Origin of the sequence: Streptomyces polyasparticus, from assembly GCF_014493765.1 — a bacterium.
Lineage (GTDB): Bacteria > Actinomycetota > Actinomycetes > Streptomycetales > Streptomycetaceae > Streptomyces > Streptomyces polyasparticus.
This window is the reverse complement of sequence record NZ_JACTVJ010000005.1, coordinates 648,068-666,051: the sequence shown is the minus strand read 5'-3', so window position 1 is coordinate 666,051 and position 17,984 is coordinate 648,068. Positions and strand designations below refer to the sequence as shown.

The following is a 17,984-nucleotide window of genomic DNA, read 5'->3' as shown; positions in this document are numbered from 1 at the left end:
TAGGCGCACCGAGGCCGCACGCCGGTGTCGGTCCAAAGGTAAGGCCACCCTAACTAAGCCTTACCTTAGCGGATCGTCCAGGGGGCGTGACGGCAGGATGCGGTGGAACGCGCACATATATGAAGGAGACTGTCGTGTCGGCGAACAGCTTCGACGCCCGCAGCACGCTGAGCGTGGGTGACGAGTCCTACGAGATCTTCCGGCTGGACAAGGTCGAGGGCGCCGCACGCCTTCCCTACAGCCTCAAGGTTCTCCTGGAGAACCTGCTCCGCACCGAGGACGGCGCGAACATCACCGCCGACCACATCCGCGCCCTCGGCAACTGGGACTCGCAGGCCCAGCCGTCCCAGGAGATCCAGTTCACGCCCGCGCGCGTGATCATGCAGGACTTCACCGGTGTGCCCTGTGTCGTGGACCTCGCCACCATGCGTGAGGCCGTCAAGGAGCTCGGCGGCGACCCGGCGAAGGTCAACCCGCTCTCCCCGGCCGAGCTGGTCATCGACCACTCCGTCATCGCCGACAAGTTCGGCACCGCGGAGGCCTTCGGCCAGAACGTGGAGCTGGAGTACGGCCGCAACCGCGAGCGCTACCAGTTCCTGCGCTGGGGCCAGACCGCGTTCGACGACTTCAAGGTCGTCCCGCCGGGCACCGGCATCGTGCACCAGGTCAACATCGAGCACCTCGCTCGTACGGTCATGGTGCGCAACGGCCAGGCCTACCCCGACACCCTCGTCGGCACCGACTCGCACACCACGATGGTCAACGGCCTGGGCGTCCTGGGCTGGGGCGTCGGCGGTATCGAGGCCGAGGCTGCGATGCTGGGCCAGCCGGTCTCGATGCTCATCCCGCGCGTCGTCGGCTTCAAGCTGACCGGCGAGCTGAAGCCGGGCACCACCGCCACGGACCTCGTGCTCACCATCACCGAGATGCTGCGCAAGCACGGTGTCGTCGGCAAGTTCGTCGAGTTCTACGGTGAGGGCGTCGCCGCCACCTCCCTCGCGAACCGCGCCACCATCGGCAACATGTCGCCGGAGTTCGGCTCGACCGCCGCGATCTTCCCGATCGACGACGAGACCATCAAGTACCTCAAGCTCACGGGCCGCGACGCCCAGCAGCTGGCGCTCGTCGAGGCGTACGCCAAGGAGCAGGGCCTCTGGCTGGACCCGGCCGCCGAGCCGGACTTCTCCGAGAAGCTCGAGCTTGACCTCTCCACCGTCGTCCCGTCGATCGCCGGTCCGAAGCGCCCGCAGGACCGCATCGTCCTCGCGAACGCCGCCGAGCAGTTCGCCGTCGACGTACGCAACTACGTCGCCGACGACGAGGAGGCCGGCAAGGAGTCCTTCCCGGCGTCCGACGCCCCGGCGCACACCAACGGCGTCCCGACGAACCCGGTCACCGTGACCGCCCCCGACGGCTCGACGTACCAGATCGACCACGGCGCCGTCACCGTCGCCGCGATCACCTCCTGCACCAACACCTCGAACCCGTACGTGATGGTCGCCGCCGCGCTCGTCGCGAAGAAGGCCGTCGAGAAGGGCCTGACCCGCAAGCCGTGGGTCAAGACCACCCTCGCCCCGGGCTCCAAGGTCGTCACCGACTACTTCGACAAGGCCGGGCTCACCCCCTACCTCGACAAGGTCGGCTTCAACCTGGTCGGCTACGGCTGCACCACCTGCATCGGCAACTCGGGCCCGCTGCCCGAGGAGGTCTCGAAGGCCGTCAACGACCACGACCTGGCCGTGACCTCGGTGCTCTCCGGCAACCGCAACTTCGAGGGCCGGATCAACCCCGACGTCAAGATGAACTACCTGGCGTCCCCGCCGCTGGTCGTCGCGTACGCCCTGGCCGGCTCGATGAAGATCGACATCACCACCGAGGCGCTCGGCACCGACCAGGACGGCAAGCCGGTCTTCCTGGCCGACATCTGGCCGACCGAGGCCGAGGTCAACGACGTCGTGGCGAACGCCATCGGCGAGGACATGTTCAACAAGTCCTACTCCGACGTCTTCGCGGGCGACGCCCAGTGGCAGGCGCTGCCGATCCCGACCGGCAACACCTTCGAGTGGGACGCCGAGTCCACGTACGTCCGCAAGCCCCCTTACTTCGAGGGCATGACGATGGAGACCACCCCGGTCTCCGACATCGCGGGCGCGCGCGTCCTGGCCAAGCTGGGCGACTCGGTCACCACCGACCACATCTCCCCGGCCGGTGCGATCAAGGCCGACACCCCGGCCGGCAAGTACCTCACCGAGCACGGTGTGGAGCGTCGTGACTTCAACTCCTACGGCTCGCGCCGTGGTAACCACGAGGTCATGATCCGCGGCACGTTCGCCAACATCCGCCTGCGCAACCAGATCGCGCCGGGCACCGAGGGCGGCTTCACCCGCGACTTCACCCAGGCCGACGCGCCGGTGTCGTTCATCTACGACGCCTCGCGCAACTACATCGAGCAGGGCATCCCGCTGGTCGTCCTGGCCGGCAAGGAGTACGGCTCGGGCTCGTCCCGCGACTGGGCCGCCAAGGGCACCGCGCTGCTCGGCGTCAAGGCCGTCATCGCCGAGTCGTACGAGCGCATCCACCGCTCGAACCTCATCGGCATGGGCGTCCTTCCGCTGCAGTACCCGGAGGGTGCCTCGGCCGAGTCCCTCGGTCTGACCGGCGAGGAGACCTTCTCCTTCACCGGCGTCGAGGAGCTGAACAACGGCACCACGCCGCGCACGGTCAAGGTCACCACCGACACCGGTGTGGAGTTCGACGCGGTCGTCCGTATCGACACCCCCGGTGAGGCGGACTACTACCGCAACGGCGGCATCATGCAGTACGTGCTGCGCTCGCTGATCCGCAAGTAAGCGCAACGGCAGGACACTTGGGCCGTACCCCTCCGCTTCGGAGGGGTACGGCCCTGTCGTGTTTCGGCCGCCCTGACCGCCTTGTTCGGCCATCCGCTTGCACGCTCTGTAGTGGCGCGTGGATATTGATGTTCCGTCAGATGCGGGGGAGTTCTGGTCTCCCGCGGATGAAAGGAACGGCGCCATGGTGCAGGACTGGGCCGGCATATCCGAACGAGACCGGTCGATAGCGACGTACCTCGACGCGATGCTGGTGCCGAACGAGGGCGGCCGTGTGCGCCCGCCCCATCAGCCGCTCACGCTGCTCGTCGGCCCGCGCGGCAGCGGCAAGACGAGCCTGCTCGGCGCGCTGGCCGCCCAGGCCACCGAGCAGCCCGCCGCCCTGCTCGATCTGCATCGGCTGGCCGACGGGCACGACCTGCTCGACGTACTCGAACAGCTCGCGGCGGACTACGAGCGCCGTCTGAAGGACGTGCCCCGGATGAGATTCGGCGCGTTCCGTACGGTGTGCACGGCGCTGCGGCTGCCGCTGCCCCGCAGCGACCGGCCCGCGGCCCGAGCCCAGCTGCGGCGCGAGCTGACCCGGCCCTCGTCAGGACTGCTCGAGGACGCCTCGCAGGTGGCGAGCGCGGCCGGTGCGCTGACCGGGATCCCCGCGCTCCTGACCAATGCGCTCAACGTGTTGCCCGTCGCCCTCAAGGGGCTGCGGCGGTTCGCCCTGTCCTGGCGGCTCTACCGGATCTTCCACCCCGGCGCCGTCGAGTCCGCCCTCGACCTGCTCGTCACCCTCAACTACGCGTACCAGAACAACACTTCGCGCGACCGTGAGGGCGTGCAGAAGGTCGTGGGCGAGCTGTTCGTGCAGTGCCTGCGCCGCGCATACCACCGCAAGGACTGGGCGGTGCGCTGTCTGCTGCTGCTCGACAACGTGGACAGCCCGCTCGGCGCGGAGTTGCTCCGGCTGCTGCTCGACGAGCGCACCGCACAGCGCCCCGACCCTCTGGTGATCCTCGCGGCGGCCGGCAGCTACCCCACGAACCTGTCGGCCACCGGCCTCGACGACGCGCTCGGCGTCTGCTGGCCCGACGGCGCCGGCTTCGAACCGGTGCAGGTACGCGAGGGGCTGCGGGCCGGGCCGCTGCGGGATCTGACCCGCGGGGAGGTGGCCGCGCAGGCGGCCGGGCTCCTCGTGCCGGGCGTGCCCGTCACGCGGCAGGGCGCCGGTGCGCCCTGGCTCGGCTGGGCCGTGTACGAGATGACACAGGGCCAGCCCGCCGCCACAGCCGCGCTCCTCGCCCTCCTGGAGAACGCACCGCGGGACCTGCCCTGGGAGGACCGGCTGCAGACCGTGCTGCGCACGGCGAGCGACACCGCGGAACTGCGCACCAGACTGCTGCCCCTCGATGCCGCCGACGGATTCGAGAAGGACCTGGCGCGGGCCGCTGCCGCACCCGACCTCGCGGAGGCGCTGGTCACCGGCTGGTTCAGGGCCCAGGACGCGGGAGCCCGTACGGAAGCGTTCGTCGCCTTCTGCGCGGATCCGCTGGCCACCCAGCACAAGGACACCGGCAACCCCGCGGTGGACGGGACCCGGCAGACGCTGCACCCGGTGCTGCGCCGGGTGCTGCTCACGATGCCCGAAGCCCAGGAGATCCACGGCGAGTTGTACCGCGAGGCGGCCGCACGCGCGGACGCCGGCACCGCCGCGTACCACGCGCTGGCCGGTGAGGACGTGGCCACGGCCGCCGGCTACCTGGACTCGCTGTTCGGCGTGGCGCAGGCCGAGGAGTGGTGCCGCGAACTCGCCCGGCTCCGCCGTGTCCCGCTGCCGCCCCGGCTGACCTCGCCGCCGGCCACCGAGGCGGGCATCGACGTGGCCTGGACCCGCTACGAGCAGCTGGTCGCGCATCTGCGGGACGACTCCGTGGACGCCCAACTGCGCACGATCACCCGTCTGTTGGCGGCCAGCTGGCTCGCCCCCGAGCCCAAGAACGACAACGCGACCGACTGGGTCGGCGACCCCTACCGTGACCCGCTCGGCGACCCGTACGCGTCGCTGTACCCCGAGATCAACGCACGCCTGAAGACCCTGGCCGCCGCGCACACCCAGCAGGCGGGCTACGCGCTGATGCTCTTCCAGAAGGCATCGCAATACGACGGGAAGCCCTGGTAATGCCCGGTTCGACCATCCCGCGCAACCCGCTGCGCAAAGCCCTGTGGGCCGCTGCCGCACTCGTCCTCGTGGCCGGCGCCACGACGGCCGGTCTGGTGCTCGCCGACGAGGACCCGGCCGCCTGCGCACCGGGCACGCTGACGGCCGCGGACGGCTCCTGCACCGCGCTGTCCGACGGCGGTCACACCTTCCCCGTGCTCAAGGACATCAGCGGGAAGATCAAGGCCGAGAACGACGCCGTCACGGCGTCGAAAACCCGTCATGTCACGGTGGTCCATCTCGAATCCATGGCCGGCGGCACCTGGGACCGCGGCCCCGAAGGCGCCCGGCGCGCGGTGACGGGCGCGTACATCGCCCAGGTCAAACTGAACAAGGCCCGCGACACCGTGCCCAAGGTCCGGCTGCTGCTCGCCGACACGGGCAAGGACGACAAGGACGCCGAGAAGGTCGCCGGGCAGATCCTTGCCCTGGCGCAGCGGGAGCACATCGTCGCCGTCACCGGCATCGGGCAGAGCAACCAGCGCACGGTCGCCGCCGTCCGCAAGCTGCGGGCCGGCGGCATGCCGGTGGTCGGCGCCACGGTCGCGGCGGACGAGATGCGCTCCGAGGCCGCCGGGTTCTTCCGGGTGTCGTTCCCGGTCAGCTCGCAGACGGCGGCCGCGGCACGCTACTTCGCCCAGGAGCAGGACAAGAGGCCCGGCTACCGGGTGCAGGTGATCCGCGACCGCAGGCCCGGCGATGTGTACTCGAAGAGTCTGTACGAGGGGTTCACGGCCGCCGCCCGCAAGGCGGGCCTGAGGACCGAGGACGTCGTGCCCTTCACCTCGGGCACGAAGGGCACCGACGGCAACGCGCTGTGGCAGGTGGCCGAGAAGGTCTGCGCGGGCGGACAGCGCCCGGACGCCGTGTACTTCGCGGGCCGCGGCCGTGAACTGCGCCGTTTCATAGAGGCCGCGGGCCAGGACGGCCGCCGCTGCCCGGTCACGGTCCTGTCCGGATCCAGCGCGGTCGGCGTCTACTTCGACACCTCGCGCGCCGCGGACGATCTCGGCCCGCTGCACGACAGCTGGCAGGCCGGCGGCCTCACCGTCCGCTACACCGCGTACACCCATCCCCAGGCCTCGCAGCGCTTGTACGGCGGGGCGCGGCAGGGTCCGTACGCGGCGTTCGAGCGCGACTATCTGCGGCTGCGCGGCGGCGATCCGGGTGCGCTGGCCAACGGGCAGGCGATGGTGGGGCACGACGCCCTGTACGCGGTGGGCATCGCCTCCCGCAACGCCGTGAGCAGTTACGGCGCGGACAGCATCGGGGCGGGGGCGGTCCTCGACCTGCTCGGGCAGATCAACGGCGGCCACACCGTGCACGGCGTGAGCGGTGAGATCGCCTTCGATCCGAACACCGGCGAACCCGAGGGCCGCCCCATGGCCCTGGTGGAACTGCGCGCTCCGGACACGGGACTCGACGAGGCGGACCTCTACCGCTTCGTCCGCCTCATCGAGCCGTGACTTCCGGGTGCGTAGGAGCTACTTCTTCGGCCAGCCGCCGTAAGGCACGGTCAGGATCTCCATCGCATGCCCCGACGGGTCGAGGAAGTACACGCCCTTGCCCCCGTCGTTGGTGTTGTACTCGCCGGGATGGCCCCGGTGCGGGTCCGCCCAGTGCTCGATGCCGCGATCGCCGATCTTCTTGTACGCGGCGTCGAAGACGTCTTCCGATACGAGGAAGGCGTAGTGCTGCAGCGGGGTGTTGCCGTCCGGCGCGGTGGCGAAGTCGAGCGTCACGCCGTTGTCGAGCGTGACCGGGATGAACGGCCCCCAGGGGGCGCCGACTTCGAGACCGAGCAGCTCCGCGAAGAACTCGGCGGACACGCGTGCGTCCTGGGACGCGATGATGGTGTGATTGAACTGAACTGACAAGGTGAATGCCTCCACAGGCAATCTCCGGCACCTCCATGCCTCACCCGGTCGGTGACCGGCACGCGATGCTGGCGAAGATCGTAAGCACTCCCGTGGAGACCTGTCGAGGCGTTTTCCGGGCCACCCGGCCTTGACCGCCCGCCTCGATCACTCGGCCTTGTCGGGCCCCTGCGCGCGCACCCTGCGTACGGCCTCCAGGGAGTCCTGCAATTCGCCGAGCCAGTCGTCGGCATGGCGCTGCACCAGGCGGACGCACCAGGCGAGCGCGTCGCTGCGGCTGCGCGCCACACCGCCCGCGACCAGGGTGTCGAGCACCTGGCGCTCGGGCTGGCGCAGCCGGGTCATCACGGGCGCGGACACGTGCGTGAACAGGGCTTTCTCGTCCCCGCAGCGCACACCCCAGGACACCTTCTTGCGGAACTTGTGCTCGGCGTCGCGGGCGACGGCGATGCGCTCCTCGCGGGTGCGCTCACGGAACTCCTGGACACGGCCCTCGATTGCCGCGGCCTTCTCGGCGGCGGAGGCCTTCTCGTCGACGGCGGGCTCGGGGATGGGCCCGATGACGGTGATCTCCTCGCGGTCCACGGTGACTTCGGGCGGACCGTCGAAGAGCCCTTGGGGGATACGGCCGGCGAACCAGCCGCGCACTTTCTCCTGCTGTTCGGCTGTAAGCATGTAAGCAACGTTGCACCGAACGGCCGCCCCGGCAAGGGGCGTGCGGCCGGACCCGGCCGAGAAATGGCGGGTATCGCTCGGCGGCGCGATGATTTTTCGGGTGACTCACGGGCACACGACGCCTCGTGGCCATGCCACGGACGATCTGTGCGAGGAAAGGGAGCCCCACACCATGACCGACCCCACCGGCAAAGCGACCACCACGGACTCCGGAGCCCCGGTCGAGAGCGACGAGCATTCACTGACCGTCGGCGCGGGGGGACCGATCCTGCTGCAGGACTCGTATCTGATCGAGCAGATGGCGCAGTTCAACCGGGAGCGGATTCCCGAGCGGCAGCCGCATGCGAAGGGCAGCGGCGCGTTCGGCCGTTTCGAGGTCACCGCTGACGTCAGCGCGTACACCAAGGGGGCGCTCTTCCAGCCCGGCGCCCGCACCGAACTCGTCGCCCGCTTCTCCACCGTCGCCGGCGAGCGCGGCAGCCCCGACACCTGGCGCGACCCCCGCGGTTTCGCGGTGAAGTTCTACACCACCGAAGGCAACTACGACATGGTGGGGAACAACACCCCGGTGTTCTTCGTGAAGGACCCGATGAAATTCCAGCATTTCATCCGGTCCCAGAAACGAAGGGCGGACAACAACCTCCGCGACCACGACATGCAGTGGGACTTCTGGACCCTCTCGCCGGAATCCGCCCACCAGGTCACCTGGCTCATGGGCGACCGCGGAATCCCGCGCACCTGGCGCCACATGAACGGCTACACCTCCCACACGTATATGTGGATCAATGCGCAGGGCGAACGGTTCTGGGTGAAGTACCACTTCAAGACGGACCAGGGAATCGAGTTCTTCACGCAGCACGAAGCGGATCAAATGGCCGCGGCCGACACGGATTACCACACGCGTGATCTCTTCGAGCACATCCGTGACGGCGAATTCCCGAGCTGGACGCTGTACGTGCAGGTCATGCCGTACGAGGAAGCGGCCGCGTACCGGTTCAACCCGTTCGACCTGACCAAGGTCTGGCCGCACGGCGACTACCCGCTGACCGAGGTCGGCCGGATGACGCTGGACCGCAACCCCACGGACAACCACGCCCAGATCGAGCAGGCCGCGTTCCAGCCGAACAACTTCGTGCCCGGCATCGGCCCGAGCCCCGACCGGATGCTCCTGGGGCGGCTGTTCTCGTACGCGGACGCGCACCGGTACCGCATCGGGTCCAACTACCAGCAGCTGCCCGTCAACGCACCCAAGAACGAGGTGCACACGTACACCAAGGACGGGGCGATGGCGTACCGCTACACCACCGACCCGGTGTACGCGCCGAACTCCAAGGGCGGTCCGGCCGCCGACAGCGAACGCCACGCGCCGCCGAGCTGGCACGCGGACGGTGACCTCACCCGCGCCGCGTACGTCTCGCACCCCGAGGACGACGACTGGGGGCAGGCGGGAACCATGGTGCGCGAGGTGCTCGACGACGCCGCGCGGGACCGCCTGGTCGACAACGTCGTCGGGCATCTGCTCAACGGCGTCAGCGAACCGGTCCTGGAGCGCGCCTTCACCTACTGGTCGAACATCGACAAGTCGATCGGCGAGCGCGTCAGGCAGGGTGTGCGCGCCAAGGCGGACGAGAAGGATCCCAAGGCCGCCGAGCAGGGAAATCCGGCCCGCAGCTCCATGCAGGACAAGGCCTGAGGCGCAGGACAGGACGGCGCGGGACGGCACACGACAGGACGGGTCCGCGCTGATCGACAACCTCCGACGGCACTCCGCGCCCCCGCCCGTCCGGGCGGGGGCGCAGCCATGCCCGGCGGCGTCACGGGACGCGTCGCTCATGGAGCCCGGCGGGCCGCGGGGGATTCGGCTCCGGTGTGACGGGCACACGGGGAGTCCGCGCACGCAGGACGGAGAGGACGTTTCCATGACTGTGGCCACAACCGGACAGAGCGGCGGAAGCGGAGGCACCAGTGGCCTCTACGACGTGCTGGAGCTCGTCCTGGACCGCGGACTGGTGATCGACGCGTTCGTCCGCGTCTCGCTCGTCGGCATCGAGATCCTGAAGATCGACATCCGCGTGGTCGTCGCGAGCGTGGACACCTATCTGCGCTTCGCCGAGGCATGCAACCGACTCGACCTGGAAACGGGCAGCAAGAAGCCCGCCGGCCTGACCGAGATCGTGGGCGGCGACGCCTCCGAGTCAGGTGAGGGCAGCAAGACCAAGGGAGCGCTGGAGGGCGCCGCGCAGACCGTCTCGGACGCGACGGGCCGGTCCCGCGAGGAAGGCGAGAAGTCCGCGTCACGGCGTCCGTCCCGGCGGCGCGAGGAGGAGAAGTGATGGGCACGTACGTCTATGGGATAGCCGACGCGGAACACCCGGGACTCCCTGAAGGAATCGACGGCATCGGCAACCCCGCATCGAAGGTCCGGGTGATCTCCGGCGGCGGCCTCGCGGCTCTCGCCTGCGACGCACCGGACGATCTGCGGCCCAAGCGCCGTGACCTGCTTGCCCATCAGCATGTCCTGTCCGAGGCCGGTGCCGCGGGCACGGTCCTTCCGATGCGCTTCGGCAGCGTCGCCGAGGACGACGAGGCGGTGGCGGCGACGCTCGCCGAGCACGCGGACCACTACCGGGAACGTCTGGGAGCGCTGCGCGACCGCGTCGAGTACAACGTCAAGGTCCAGCACGACGAGGACGCCGTACTGCAGCTGGTCGTGGCCCAGAACGCCGCGCTGCGCGCCCAGGTGGAGAGCAACCGCCGGGCCGGCGGGGGCAGCCACGAGGACAAGCTGCGGGTGGGTGAGCTGGCCGCGAGGGCCGTCCAGGCGCAGGAGAGCGCGGACGCCGACATGGTCCGCGAGGCGCTCGCGCCGGTGGCCGACGCCGTCTGTGACGCGCCGCAGAGCACCGGCTGGATCTGCAACCTGTCCTTCCTGGTGGACCGCGCGACCCCGGCGGCCCTGGCCGACGCGGTCGAGGAGCTGCGCCAGGCGCATCCGCACCTGGTGTTCCTGGTCAACGGGCCGCTGCCGCCGTACAGCTTCGTGGATCCGGACCTGGCCGCCACGACGGGCCGCTGAGGCCGCGCGGGACACGTGCCGGAACGGATACGGGACAGCCGGGCCTGGCTGTCGAGGGCATGGAACGTCTCGGGACACGAACGCCACACGGTCCTGCTGATCGCGAAGAGCGCCCTTGCGGCGACGGTGGCCTGGTGGGTCGCGCACGATCTGCTGCGGGCGGCCTCGGCGGCGTTCGCACCGTTCTCTGCGGTGCTGACCATGCAGGTGACGATCCACCGGTCCGTGTGGCAGTCCCTGCGGTACATCGCCGCGGTCGTGGCGGGCGTCGCGCTCCAGGCGGGCATCGGGCTCCTGGTCGGCCCCGACCTGCTCGCCTTCGTCGTGACGGCGCTCGTCGCCCTGGTCCTCGGCCAGTGGCGGGCGCTGGGGGAGCAGCGCGCCCAGGTCGGCACGGCGGCCTTCTTCGCGTTCTCGACCTACGTCTCGTCCTCGGCGCACGGCGACCGGGCCGCTGCCCTGGGACAGATCGTTCTCCTGGTGCTCGTCGGCTGCGGTATCGGCCTCGTGGTGAACCTGGGCATCGCCCCGCCGCTGCGCCTGCGCAGCGCCGACCAGGGTCTGCGGCTGCTCGCGACCGAGATGGAAGCACTCCTGGACGACATGGCCGAGCACCTCGACAGCGGTGACCTCGACGCCGACCGTGCCGAGCAGTGGCGTACGGCGGGAGCCCGGCTTGAGCAGGCGGTCGTCCAGGCCCGGGCGGGCCTGGACACGGCGGAGAGCAGCGTGCCGTTCAATCCGCGGCGGCTGCTCCCCGCCCACCGGGGGCGCCTCGCCTTCGACCGCCACCGGCAGGTACTCGGCGCGCTGGAGCGCGCCGTCCACCAACTGGGCTCTCTCACCCGCAGTTTGAGCCAGTGGCGCGACACGGAGCACACGTTCACCTACGCGCCGACGCTGCGGGCGTATGCGGACTTCGCCCGCAGGCTGCGCGACATCGCCCGCGCCCTCGCCGCGCTCGACGGGGAGACCCCGGGCGGCGGGGCGCCGGAGATGCGGCGCTCGGCCGTGCTCGCGCAGCGGGCGCTGCAGCGGCTGCTCGACTGCGCCGGCACGTACGAGCTGCCGCTTGCCGACTCCTCACGCCCGTACGGCGTGCTCGTCGTCGAGGCGACGCGGCTGATGGAGGAGTTCCAGAACACCTGCGATGTGCTCCAGGGCACCGCGGACCGCTGACCTGGTTCCGCGCAGTCCTTCCGCGCTGCTCTCCGTGCCGCCCGGCGCTCAACTTCCTTGCGAGGGAAGGGGATCGGGGTCGACCTGTGGTGCCGGGGGAGTGTCCGCCTTGCAGGTGATCTCGTCGCGCGGCGTGTAGTGCGTGTGGAAGGTCTTGCGCCCGACCTCCTGGCCGTCCTTGACGAGCACCCGCTCCACGTCCACGTCGAACCCCTCGTACGGAGTCTGCGGCTCGCACTTGGGGCCCTCGCCCTCGATCTTCTTGGGTTCGGTGATATTCGTCCGCGGACCCTTGATCGACTTCACCTCGTCGTACTTCTTCGTACCGAGGAAGGTGATGGTGATGGAGTGGTCCGTGGCGGCGGCCTGGATGTAGATCGCGTGGCCCGAGTCGTTGAGCCAGCGCAGATCCAGGGTGCCCCAGGCGACGGTGGCCTCGCGGCCCTCGGGGTAGCGCTCGATGTAGAAGGAGTGCGCGCCGTACTCGACGGGCTTGACGCCCGCGAAGAACATCGCGTTGAACATGGTCGTCGCGACGGCCGAGACACCGCCGCCGGGCGCGCTGTAGTAGCGGCCGTTGAGGATCATGGTGCCGTCGGTGAAGCCGTTCTCCGCGGTGCGTTCGCCGACGGTGCGGTTGAAGGACCACTCCTCGCCGTTCCTGACGAGGGAGCCGTTGATGAGTTCCGCGGCCCGCCCGATGTTGATCGTGCGGTACGGGGCCGTCGGGAACTCCACGGTGAACGTGGACACCTGCTCCTTGATCCCCAGGTCCTTGACGCTCTGCGCGGTGAGCTCCGGCTGTACGGATTCGGTCGCGACGGTGGCGGCGCGGGCGCTGCCCGTCTTGGTGAGCAGCGGGAAGACCGCCGCGTCGAGGGCCTTCGCGTCGACCTTGCGGCCCGGGGTGCCGTCCTTCGTGACGACCACCTTGTCGCCGTCCAGGCGCAGTTGGGCGTTGACCGGTGCGCCGATCGCCTTGTTCAGGGGCCGCGCGACTTCCGGATCTTTCAGCAGACCCTCGGCGTCCAGCTCCGGCGTGAGCTTGCCCTGGTCGCCGGCCTCGAGATCGAGATGCCGGCCGAGAGTGGCGGGTGTGAGCTCCAGCTTGTCGTCGCCGACGGTCAGCGTGACCGGTCCGGACATCGCCGGCGTCGCGAACTCCTTGACGGCGCGGGCGACTTCGGCCTGGGTCACTTTGGGCGCGGTCTCGTCCACGGGGAGCTCGACCGCGTTCTCGGAGGGGTACGAGGACCGCAGCGCACTCAGGGATTCGCCCGTGTCGAGCGCGATCCCTGAGCGGGGTTCGGTGACGTCCGGCTTGCCCGCCTTGAAGGCGACGGCGCCGTTGCGCTCCTTGCGGTCGTACTTCTTCGCCAGCGCCGCGAGCGCGTCCTTCGTCTTCGCCTCGTCCACGCGGACCACGGGGTCGACCGACCGCTCGCTGTCGCCGAACAGTCCGGCGATCACGGTCACCGGGTTGGAGCTGGTGTCGTTCGCCCGCTCGACGGTGGCCGCGGCGTCCACGGAGAGTCCGGCCTCGGCCGGATCGACCTCGGCCTTCTCGCCCCCGATCAGCAGCGGCTGCGGCGCCGCCCAGGCCTTCCCCCGCTCCTGTTCGAGCCGCTCCCGCGCCTCGCTCGCGCTCAGCCCGCCCAGATCCACCCCCTCCACCATGGTTCCGGCGGGTATCCCCGACCCCTCGGACACGAGCCCGGCCACATAGAGCCCGCCGAGCACCACGACCGCCCCACCTGCGGCGTACAGGGCGGGGCGTATTCGGCGGGGGGCGCGGTGCGAGCTGGGCGGTTGCGACAAGGCGCTCTCCTCGGGGGCGGTGCGCGATGCGTAGCGACGTATCAGACTATTCACCCTATAAGGGGTGTCTCCGCCTGTCGCGCCGTACCTGGTGACGCAGAGTGAGCGGAGTGGGCGGTACTTGAAGCGGAGTGGGTGGTACTTGAGTTAGCGCGCGCTCCAATTTCTACGGTGACCCCATGACTCAGCCAGAGCAGCAGACCCCTGTCACCAGCCGCCGCAGCGTCGCCAAGGCCGCCCTCGTCGGGCTCGGTGCCCCGCTCGCCATGGCGGACCCGGCCGCCGCCGCACCCCAGGAGTCCGACCGCTACGCCCGGGGCTTCGCCACCCTGCGCCGTATCTCGGGCGAGCGCGGCGCCGAGACGGTTCGGTCGCTGCAAGACATCGCGCCCGATCTGGGCCGTTTCATCGTGGAGTTCGCCTTCGGCGACATCTACTCGCGTCCCGGACTCGACCCGCAGCAGCGGCAGTTGGTGACGATCGGCGCCCTGACGGCGCAGGGCGACACCGCACCCCAGCTGGACTTCCACATCGATGCCGCGCTGCGCGTCGGCGTGCGTCCCGCCGAGGTCGTCGAGGCGCTGATCCACATCGTGCCGTTCATGGGCTTCCCCCGGGCGCTCAATGCGATCGGCGTAGCCCGCAAGGTCTTCGCCGATCGCGGTGTGACCTTCGAGCCGTCCGTACAGAAGGATCCCCGCGACCGGTACGAGCGCGGCATCGAGAACCTGCGGCGGATCGACGGCGAACACGGCATCGACGTGGTCGAGTCCCTGAACGACATCGCGCCCGATCTCGGGCGCCATCTCGTCGAGTTCGCGTTCGGCGACGTCTACCACCGGCCGTGGCTCAGCCCGCAGCGCCGGCAGCTGGTCACCGTAGGCGCCCTGACGGCCTTCGGTGACACGGCCCCGCAGTTGCGGGTGCACATCGGCGCTGCGCTGAACGTCGGGCTCACCCCGGCCCAGGTGGTCGAGGCGCTGATCCACACCGTCTCGTACGCCGGGTTCCCGCGGGTCCTGAACGCGGTGACCGTGGCCAGGGAGGTGTTCGAGGACCACTGACCGCGGGGTCCCTGCTTCCCCGGCTGCCCGTCCGTGCTCCGCCTACCGTTGCCGTATGACTGCTTCGAGCACCGGCCGCGGCACCCGGACCATCGCCGAGACCTCCGACCTCACCGGCATGAGCGCCCATACCCTGCGCTACTACGAGCGGATCGGACTGCTCGACCGGGTGGACCGCGATACGGGCGGACGGCGCCGGTTCCGCGAGGAGGACCTCGCGTGGCTGGCGTTCCTGACCCGGCTGCGCACCACGGGGATGCCGATCCGCACCATGCAGCGCTTCGCGGAGCTGCGCAGACAGGGGGACAAGAGCGCGGCGGACCGCCTCGACCTGCTGCGCCGCCACCGCGAGACCGTACGGCGGCAGATCGCCGAACTCGCCGACTGCCTCGAGGCGTTGGACGCCAAGGTGGAGTACTACGAGGAGCTGAGCTCGCGCACTGCGTCCGGCCGCGCCGGGTGATCCCGGGGCGGCCGGACGCGGCAGCCGTGATTCAGCCCTGAATCACCTGCAGGAACGGCCGGTCGGCGCTCTGCTCGCGGCTCGCGAGGACCACCGCGTTCCCGGGCGCGGCCTGCGCGAGCGCGACCGTGGCGGACTTGTCGCCGCTGTACTGGCTCCGGATGTGGTCCGTGACGTCCAGCGCGATCCAGTCCTTCGCCGTCCCGATCGCGCCCGTGGACTGCAGCGCCCCGAGCGCCGGCTGGTTGTTCCAGGTCAGCCCGGTCTCGGTCCAGCCGTCTCCGCTCACCGCGTACGCCCCGACCGTGGCCTGCGTACCGCCCGCGTCGGCGGTCTGGCCGCGCACCCACAGGACGGCGCGGCGCGGTGCGGCGGTGAGCGAGGACAGGTCGAACCTGAGGAACGCGCGGCGGTGGTAGCCGGCTCCGGCGTTCTTCACGTGCAGGCCGGTGTCGGTCCCGTAGTTCGTGGACGCGTACGAGCCGTCCCGTACGTACGCGTCGGCGCCGGGACTCACCGTCGCGGGCCGCCCCGCGGTCACCGTGCTGCCGGTGCCGAAGGTGATCGTGCGCGAGCCGCCCTGCGCGCCGCCGACCTCGGCCTGGAGCTTGATCGGAGCCAGTCCGATGACGCCGACTTCCGTGTCCGAGGCGGCAGTTGAGAAGCCGCTCCGGTCGATCGTCACCGTCACGGTGGTGGCGGCGCGCGTGGGATCGGCGACGCTGATCTTCAGGGTGCCGCCGGACTCCCGCATCAGGACCGAGCACGGGCCCGAGACGGTGATCGGCCCCGCCGTGCCCGCCGCGTAGAAGTTCGCGGCCGTGACACCGGTGGCGCTGTCGGTGACCGCCTGCACCAGCTTGGTGTTGGCGAGCACGGTCACCGTGGGGTTCGCCGCGCGGGCCGCGGTCTGTGCGGCGGTCGCGCCCGGCATGAGGATGTAGCGGTACGAGGCGTCCACCGGGTCGGTGCCGTGGTTCATCCACAGCGTGACGTAGCGCCTGGTCAGCGCGGTGGTGGAGCCGGTGGGGTTGATGTCGCGCCAGGCGCCGGTGCGGGCCTCGCGGCTCATCGAGACCTGGGCCTTGCCGGGGAACACGTATCCACCGAAGCCCTCGATCGCCGCCCAGCCCGCGGCACTGAACGTCTTCGACCAGCCGAGCGTGGCGGGCTGGACCGTGCCGTCGACCGTGAGGTCCTGCGTGCCGTCCGGGCCGAGGTTGCGGTTCTCCACCGTGGAGTAGACCCACTGCCCGTCGCTCGCGGTGATGCCCGCGCCCAGGCAGACCACCTGGTCGCTCAGACAGAACCAGGATTTACGGGCGGTGAGCGTGGAGTTGACGCCGCGGGTGTCCTGGCCAAGCGCGCTGTACGTCCCGTCGGTGGCGCCGCCCGTCCACACCGCGGGGGCCGGGGGCTTGGTGTTGGCGGCCTCGCTGTTGACGAGCGGCTTGCGGGAGACCGTGGTGCCGGGCAGCCGCTGCGGGTCGACGGTCGGCCAGAAGGCGTCGGAGTACTGGCCGTTGCCGTACGTGTCGCCCCACCAGTACGTCATCCCGGAGTTGGTGTGCCAACCGCGCGGGTTCTCGCCGTTGGCCACCTCGTAGAAGTTGGTGCGCCCCGAGCCCATCGCCACCGCGAACGCCCAGCCGGGACGGCGGTGGGTGGCGCGGTCCATGGACCCGAACACGCGGCTCTCGGCGGGCTCGGCGAGCGGAGTGACCGCGCCGTCGTCCAGGACGGACTTGAGCTGGGCGAGCGCGGGCAGGCTCAGCCGCTTGTTCGTCATCGGCGGGAAGTAGTAGTCCCGCTGGATCCAGCCCTTGGCCATCCGTCTCCAGCGCGCCGCGTCCGCGTCGGGTGCGGCGGAGGCGAGCAGGAGCACCGCGGCGATCCAGGAGTGACCGCGGGCGTGGTCGCTCTGCGATATCCCGCTCGTATCGCCCTCGGATATGCCGCGGCTGGTGGCCCGGCCCGAAACACCGTCCATCATCAGGCCGTTGAACAGGAACGGCGCGATCGCCTTCGGTACGGCGTCGAGCACGGCCTGCCGGTTCGGGTCGGTCACGGCCCAGGTCGAGCCGTCGAGCAGCGCCATCAGCAGCGCGAGCCCGTTGACCAGGACGAAGCCGTACGTGCCGATGTAGGGCACGGCGGCGTGCTGGATGAACGAGCCGTCGGCGTAGAAACCGTCACCGCTGCGCACCAGCGGGAAGGTGGGGGAGAGACCGTCGCGGCCGAGAGCGATCTTCGCCGGGGTCTCGCCGAGGATGCCGCGCAGGATGACGATCCGGCACTGGTCGGAGCGGTTGGCGCCGGTGTTCGCGGTGTTGGAGGGCGCCACCTTGGAATCCGGCACGAACTGGTCGACCGAGGCGAGGTAGCCGGAGATCTGCGCGGCACTCAGGTGTGCGTACACCAGGCACATCGCGTCGAGCAGCAGCTGCGGTGAGCCGATCTCCCAGTCCCACCAGTTGTTGTACTTCGGTGTCGTGGGCGTGTACGCCTTGGCCCGCATCCAGTCCAGACCAGTGAGCACATCGGCGAGCATCCCGCTGTTGCCGGTCTGCCCGGTGCCCGGGAAGGCCCAGGCCTGCGCCATCCGAGCAGGCGCCGGTAGGCGGTGGTCACGTGGGCGCTGTTGCTGCCGAGCGGCAGATCGGGCCAGAGTGCGGCCGCGTCCGGGGTCATGGCCGTACGGGAGGCCGCGGCGGCGTCACCGGTCAACTTCGGGGCGCCGGCGAAGGGTTCGGCCGCCGGGTCGTAGCCGG

The 17,984-nt window shown here is 70.3% G+C and carries 13 protein-coding genes; 9 read left to right on the top strand and 4 right to left on the bottom strand.

Annotation, left to right across the window (positions count from 1 at the left end; translation table 11 throughout):
- Positions 1 to 134 precede the first annotated feature (134 nt).
- The 3 genes from acnA to H9Y04_RS11295 all read left to right on the top strand — a co-directional run bounded on the left by acnA (position 135) and on the right by H9Y04_RS11295 (position 6,527).
- Positions 135 to 2,849, top strand: coding sequence for an aconitate hydratase AcnA (acnA, locus tag H9Y04_RS11305; RefSeq protein ID WP_187813598.1), 2,715 nt, complete (start codon positions 135 to 137; stop codon positions 2,847 to 2,849).
- 184 nt (positions 2,850 to 3,033) lie between these two features.
- The gene (locus tag H9Y04_RS11300) at positions 3,034 to 5,022 is read left to right on the top strand and encodes an ATP-binding protein (protein WP_187813597.1); all 1,989 of its coding nucleotides are present in this window, start codon (positions 3,034 to 3,036) and stop codon (positions 5,020 to 5,022) included.
- Positions 5,022 to 6,527: an ABC transporter substrate-binding protein gene (locus H9Y04_RS11295; protein WP_187813596.1), complete on the top strand. Its 1,506-nt coding sequence runs from the start codon at positions 5,022 to 5,024 to the stop codon at positions 6,525 to 6,527. Before H9Y04_RS11300 ends, H9Y04_RS11295 begins: the two co-directional genes overlap by 1 nt.
- 18 nt (positions 6,528 to 6,545) lie before the next feature.
- Here the strand turns inward: H9Y04_RS11295 and H9Y04_RS11290 are convergent, their stop codons facing one another.
- Together H9Y04_RS11290 and abmR are read right to left on the bottom strand one after the other, a co-directional pair.
- A complete protein-coding gene (locus tag H9Y04_RS11290) occupies positions 6,546 to 6,938 on the bottom strand; it encodes a VOC family protein (protein ID WP_187813595.1) in 393 nt (130 codons plus the stop codon).
- 147 nt (positions 6,939 to 7,085) lie between these two features.
- Entirely contained in the window at positions 7,086 to 7,613 is a 528-nt protein-coding gene (gene abmR, locus H9Y04_RS11285; protein ID WP_187813594.1) for an ATP-binding transcription factor AbmR, read from the bottom strand.
- 172 nt (positions 7,614 to 7,785) lie between these two features.
- Between abmR and H9Y04_RS11280 the strand changes: the two genes are divergently transcribed.
- The 4 genes from H9Y04_RS11280 (at position 7,786) to H9Y04_RS11265 (ending at position 11,868) form a co-directional block, all read left to right on the top strand.
- Positions 7,786 to 9,306, top strand: coding sequence for a catalase (locus H9Y04_RS11280; protein ID WP_187813593.1), 1,521 nt, complete (start codon positions 7,786 to 7,788; stop codon positions 9,304 to 9,306).
- Between the two features lie 226 nt (positions 9,307 to 9,532).
- Positions 9,533 to 9,946, top strand: a complete 414-nt coding sequence (gene gvpJ / locus H9Y04_RS11275) for a gas vesicle protein GvpJ (RefSeq protein WP_187813592.1) — start codon at positions 9,533 to 9,535, stop codon at positions 9,944 to 9,946.
- Positions 9,946 to 10,689: a GvpL/GvpF family gas vesicle protein gene (locus tag H9Y04_RS11270; RefSeq protein WP_187813591.1), complete on the top strand. Its 744-nt coding sequence runs from the start codon at positions 9,946 to 9,948 to the stop codon at positions 10,687 to 10,689. The genes gvpJ and H9Y04_RS11270 overlap by 1 nt, the downstream gene beginning before the upstream one ends.
- 15 nt (positions 10,690 to 10,704) lie before the next feature.
- Complete coding sequence (locus tag H9Y04_RS11265; protein WP_308800941.1) at positions 10,705 to 11,868, top strand: FUSC family protein; 1,164 nt, start codon at positions 10,705 to 10,707, stop codon at positions 11,866 to 11,868.
- A 48-nt stretch (positions 11,869 to 11,916) separates the two neighbouring features.
- On the opposite strand, the gene H9Y04_RS11260 is transcribed toward H9Y04_RS11265, so the two are convergent.
- The gene (locus H9Y04_RS11260) at positions 11,917 to 13,686 is read right to left on the bottom strand and encodes a VanW family protein (RefSeq protein WP_236070717.1); all 1,770 of its coding nucleotides are present in this window, start codon (positions 13,684 to 13,686) and stop codon (positions 11,917 to 11,919) included.
- Positions 13,687 to 13,865: 179 nt separating this feature from the next.
- On the opposite strand from H9Y04_RS11260, the gene H9Y04_RS11255 reads away from it, so the two are divergent.
- Together H9Y04_RS11255 and H9Y04_RS11250 are read left to right on the top strand one after the other, a co-directional pair.
- Positions 13,866 to 14,750 carry a carboxymuconolactone decarboxylase family protein gene (locus H9Y04_RS11255; protein WP_236070716.1) on the top strand — a complete coding sequence of 295 codons (885 nt, stop codon included), beginning with the start codon at positions 13,866 to 13,868 and terminating at the stop codon, positions 14,748 to 14,750.
- Between the two features lie 55 nt (positions 14,751 to 14,805).
- On the top strand, positions 14,806 to 15,213 hold the full coding sequence (locus H9Y04_RS11250; RefSeq protein WP_187813590.1) for a MerR family transcriptional regulator: 408 nt from the start codon (positions 14,806 to 14,808) through the stop codon (positions 15,211 to 15,213).
- Positions 15,214 to 15,244: 31 nt separating this feature from the next.
- Here the strand turns inward: H9Y04_RS11250 and H9Y04_RS11245 are convergent, their stop codons facing one another.
- Entirely contained in the window at positions 15,245 to 17,815 is a 2,571-nt protein-coding gene (locus H9Y04_RS11245) for a polysaccharide lyase family 8 super-sandwich domain-containing protein (protein ID WP_187813589.1), read from the bottom strand.
- Between the last annotated feature and the right edge of the window lie 169 nt (positions 17,816 to 17,984).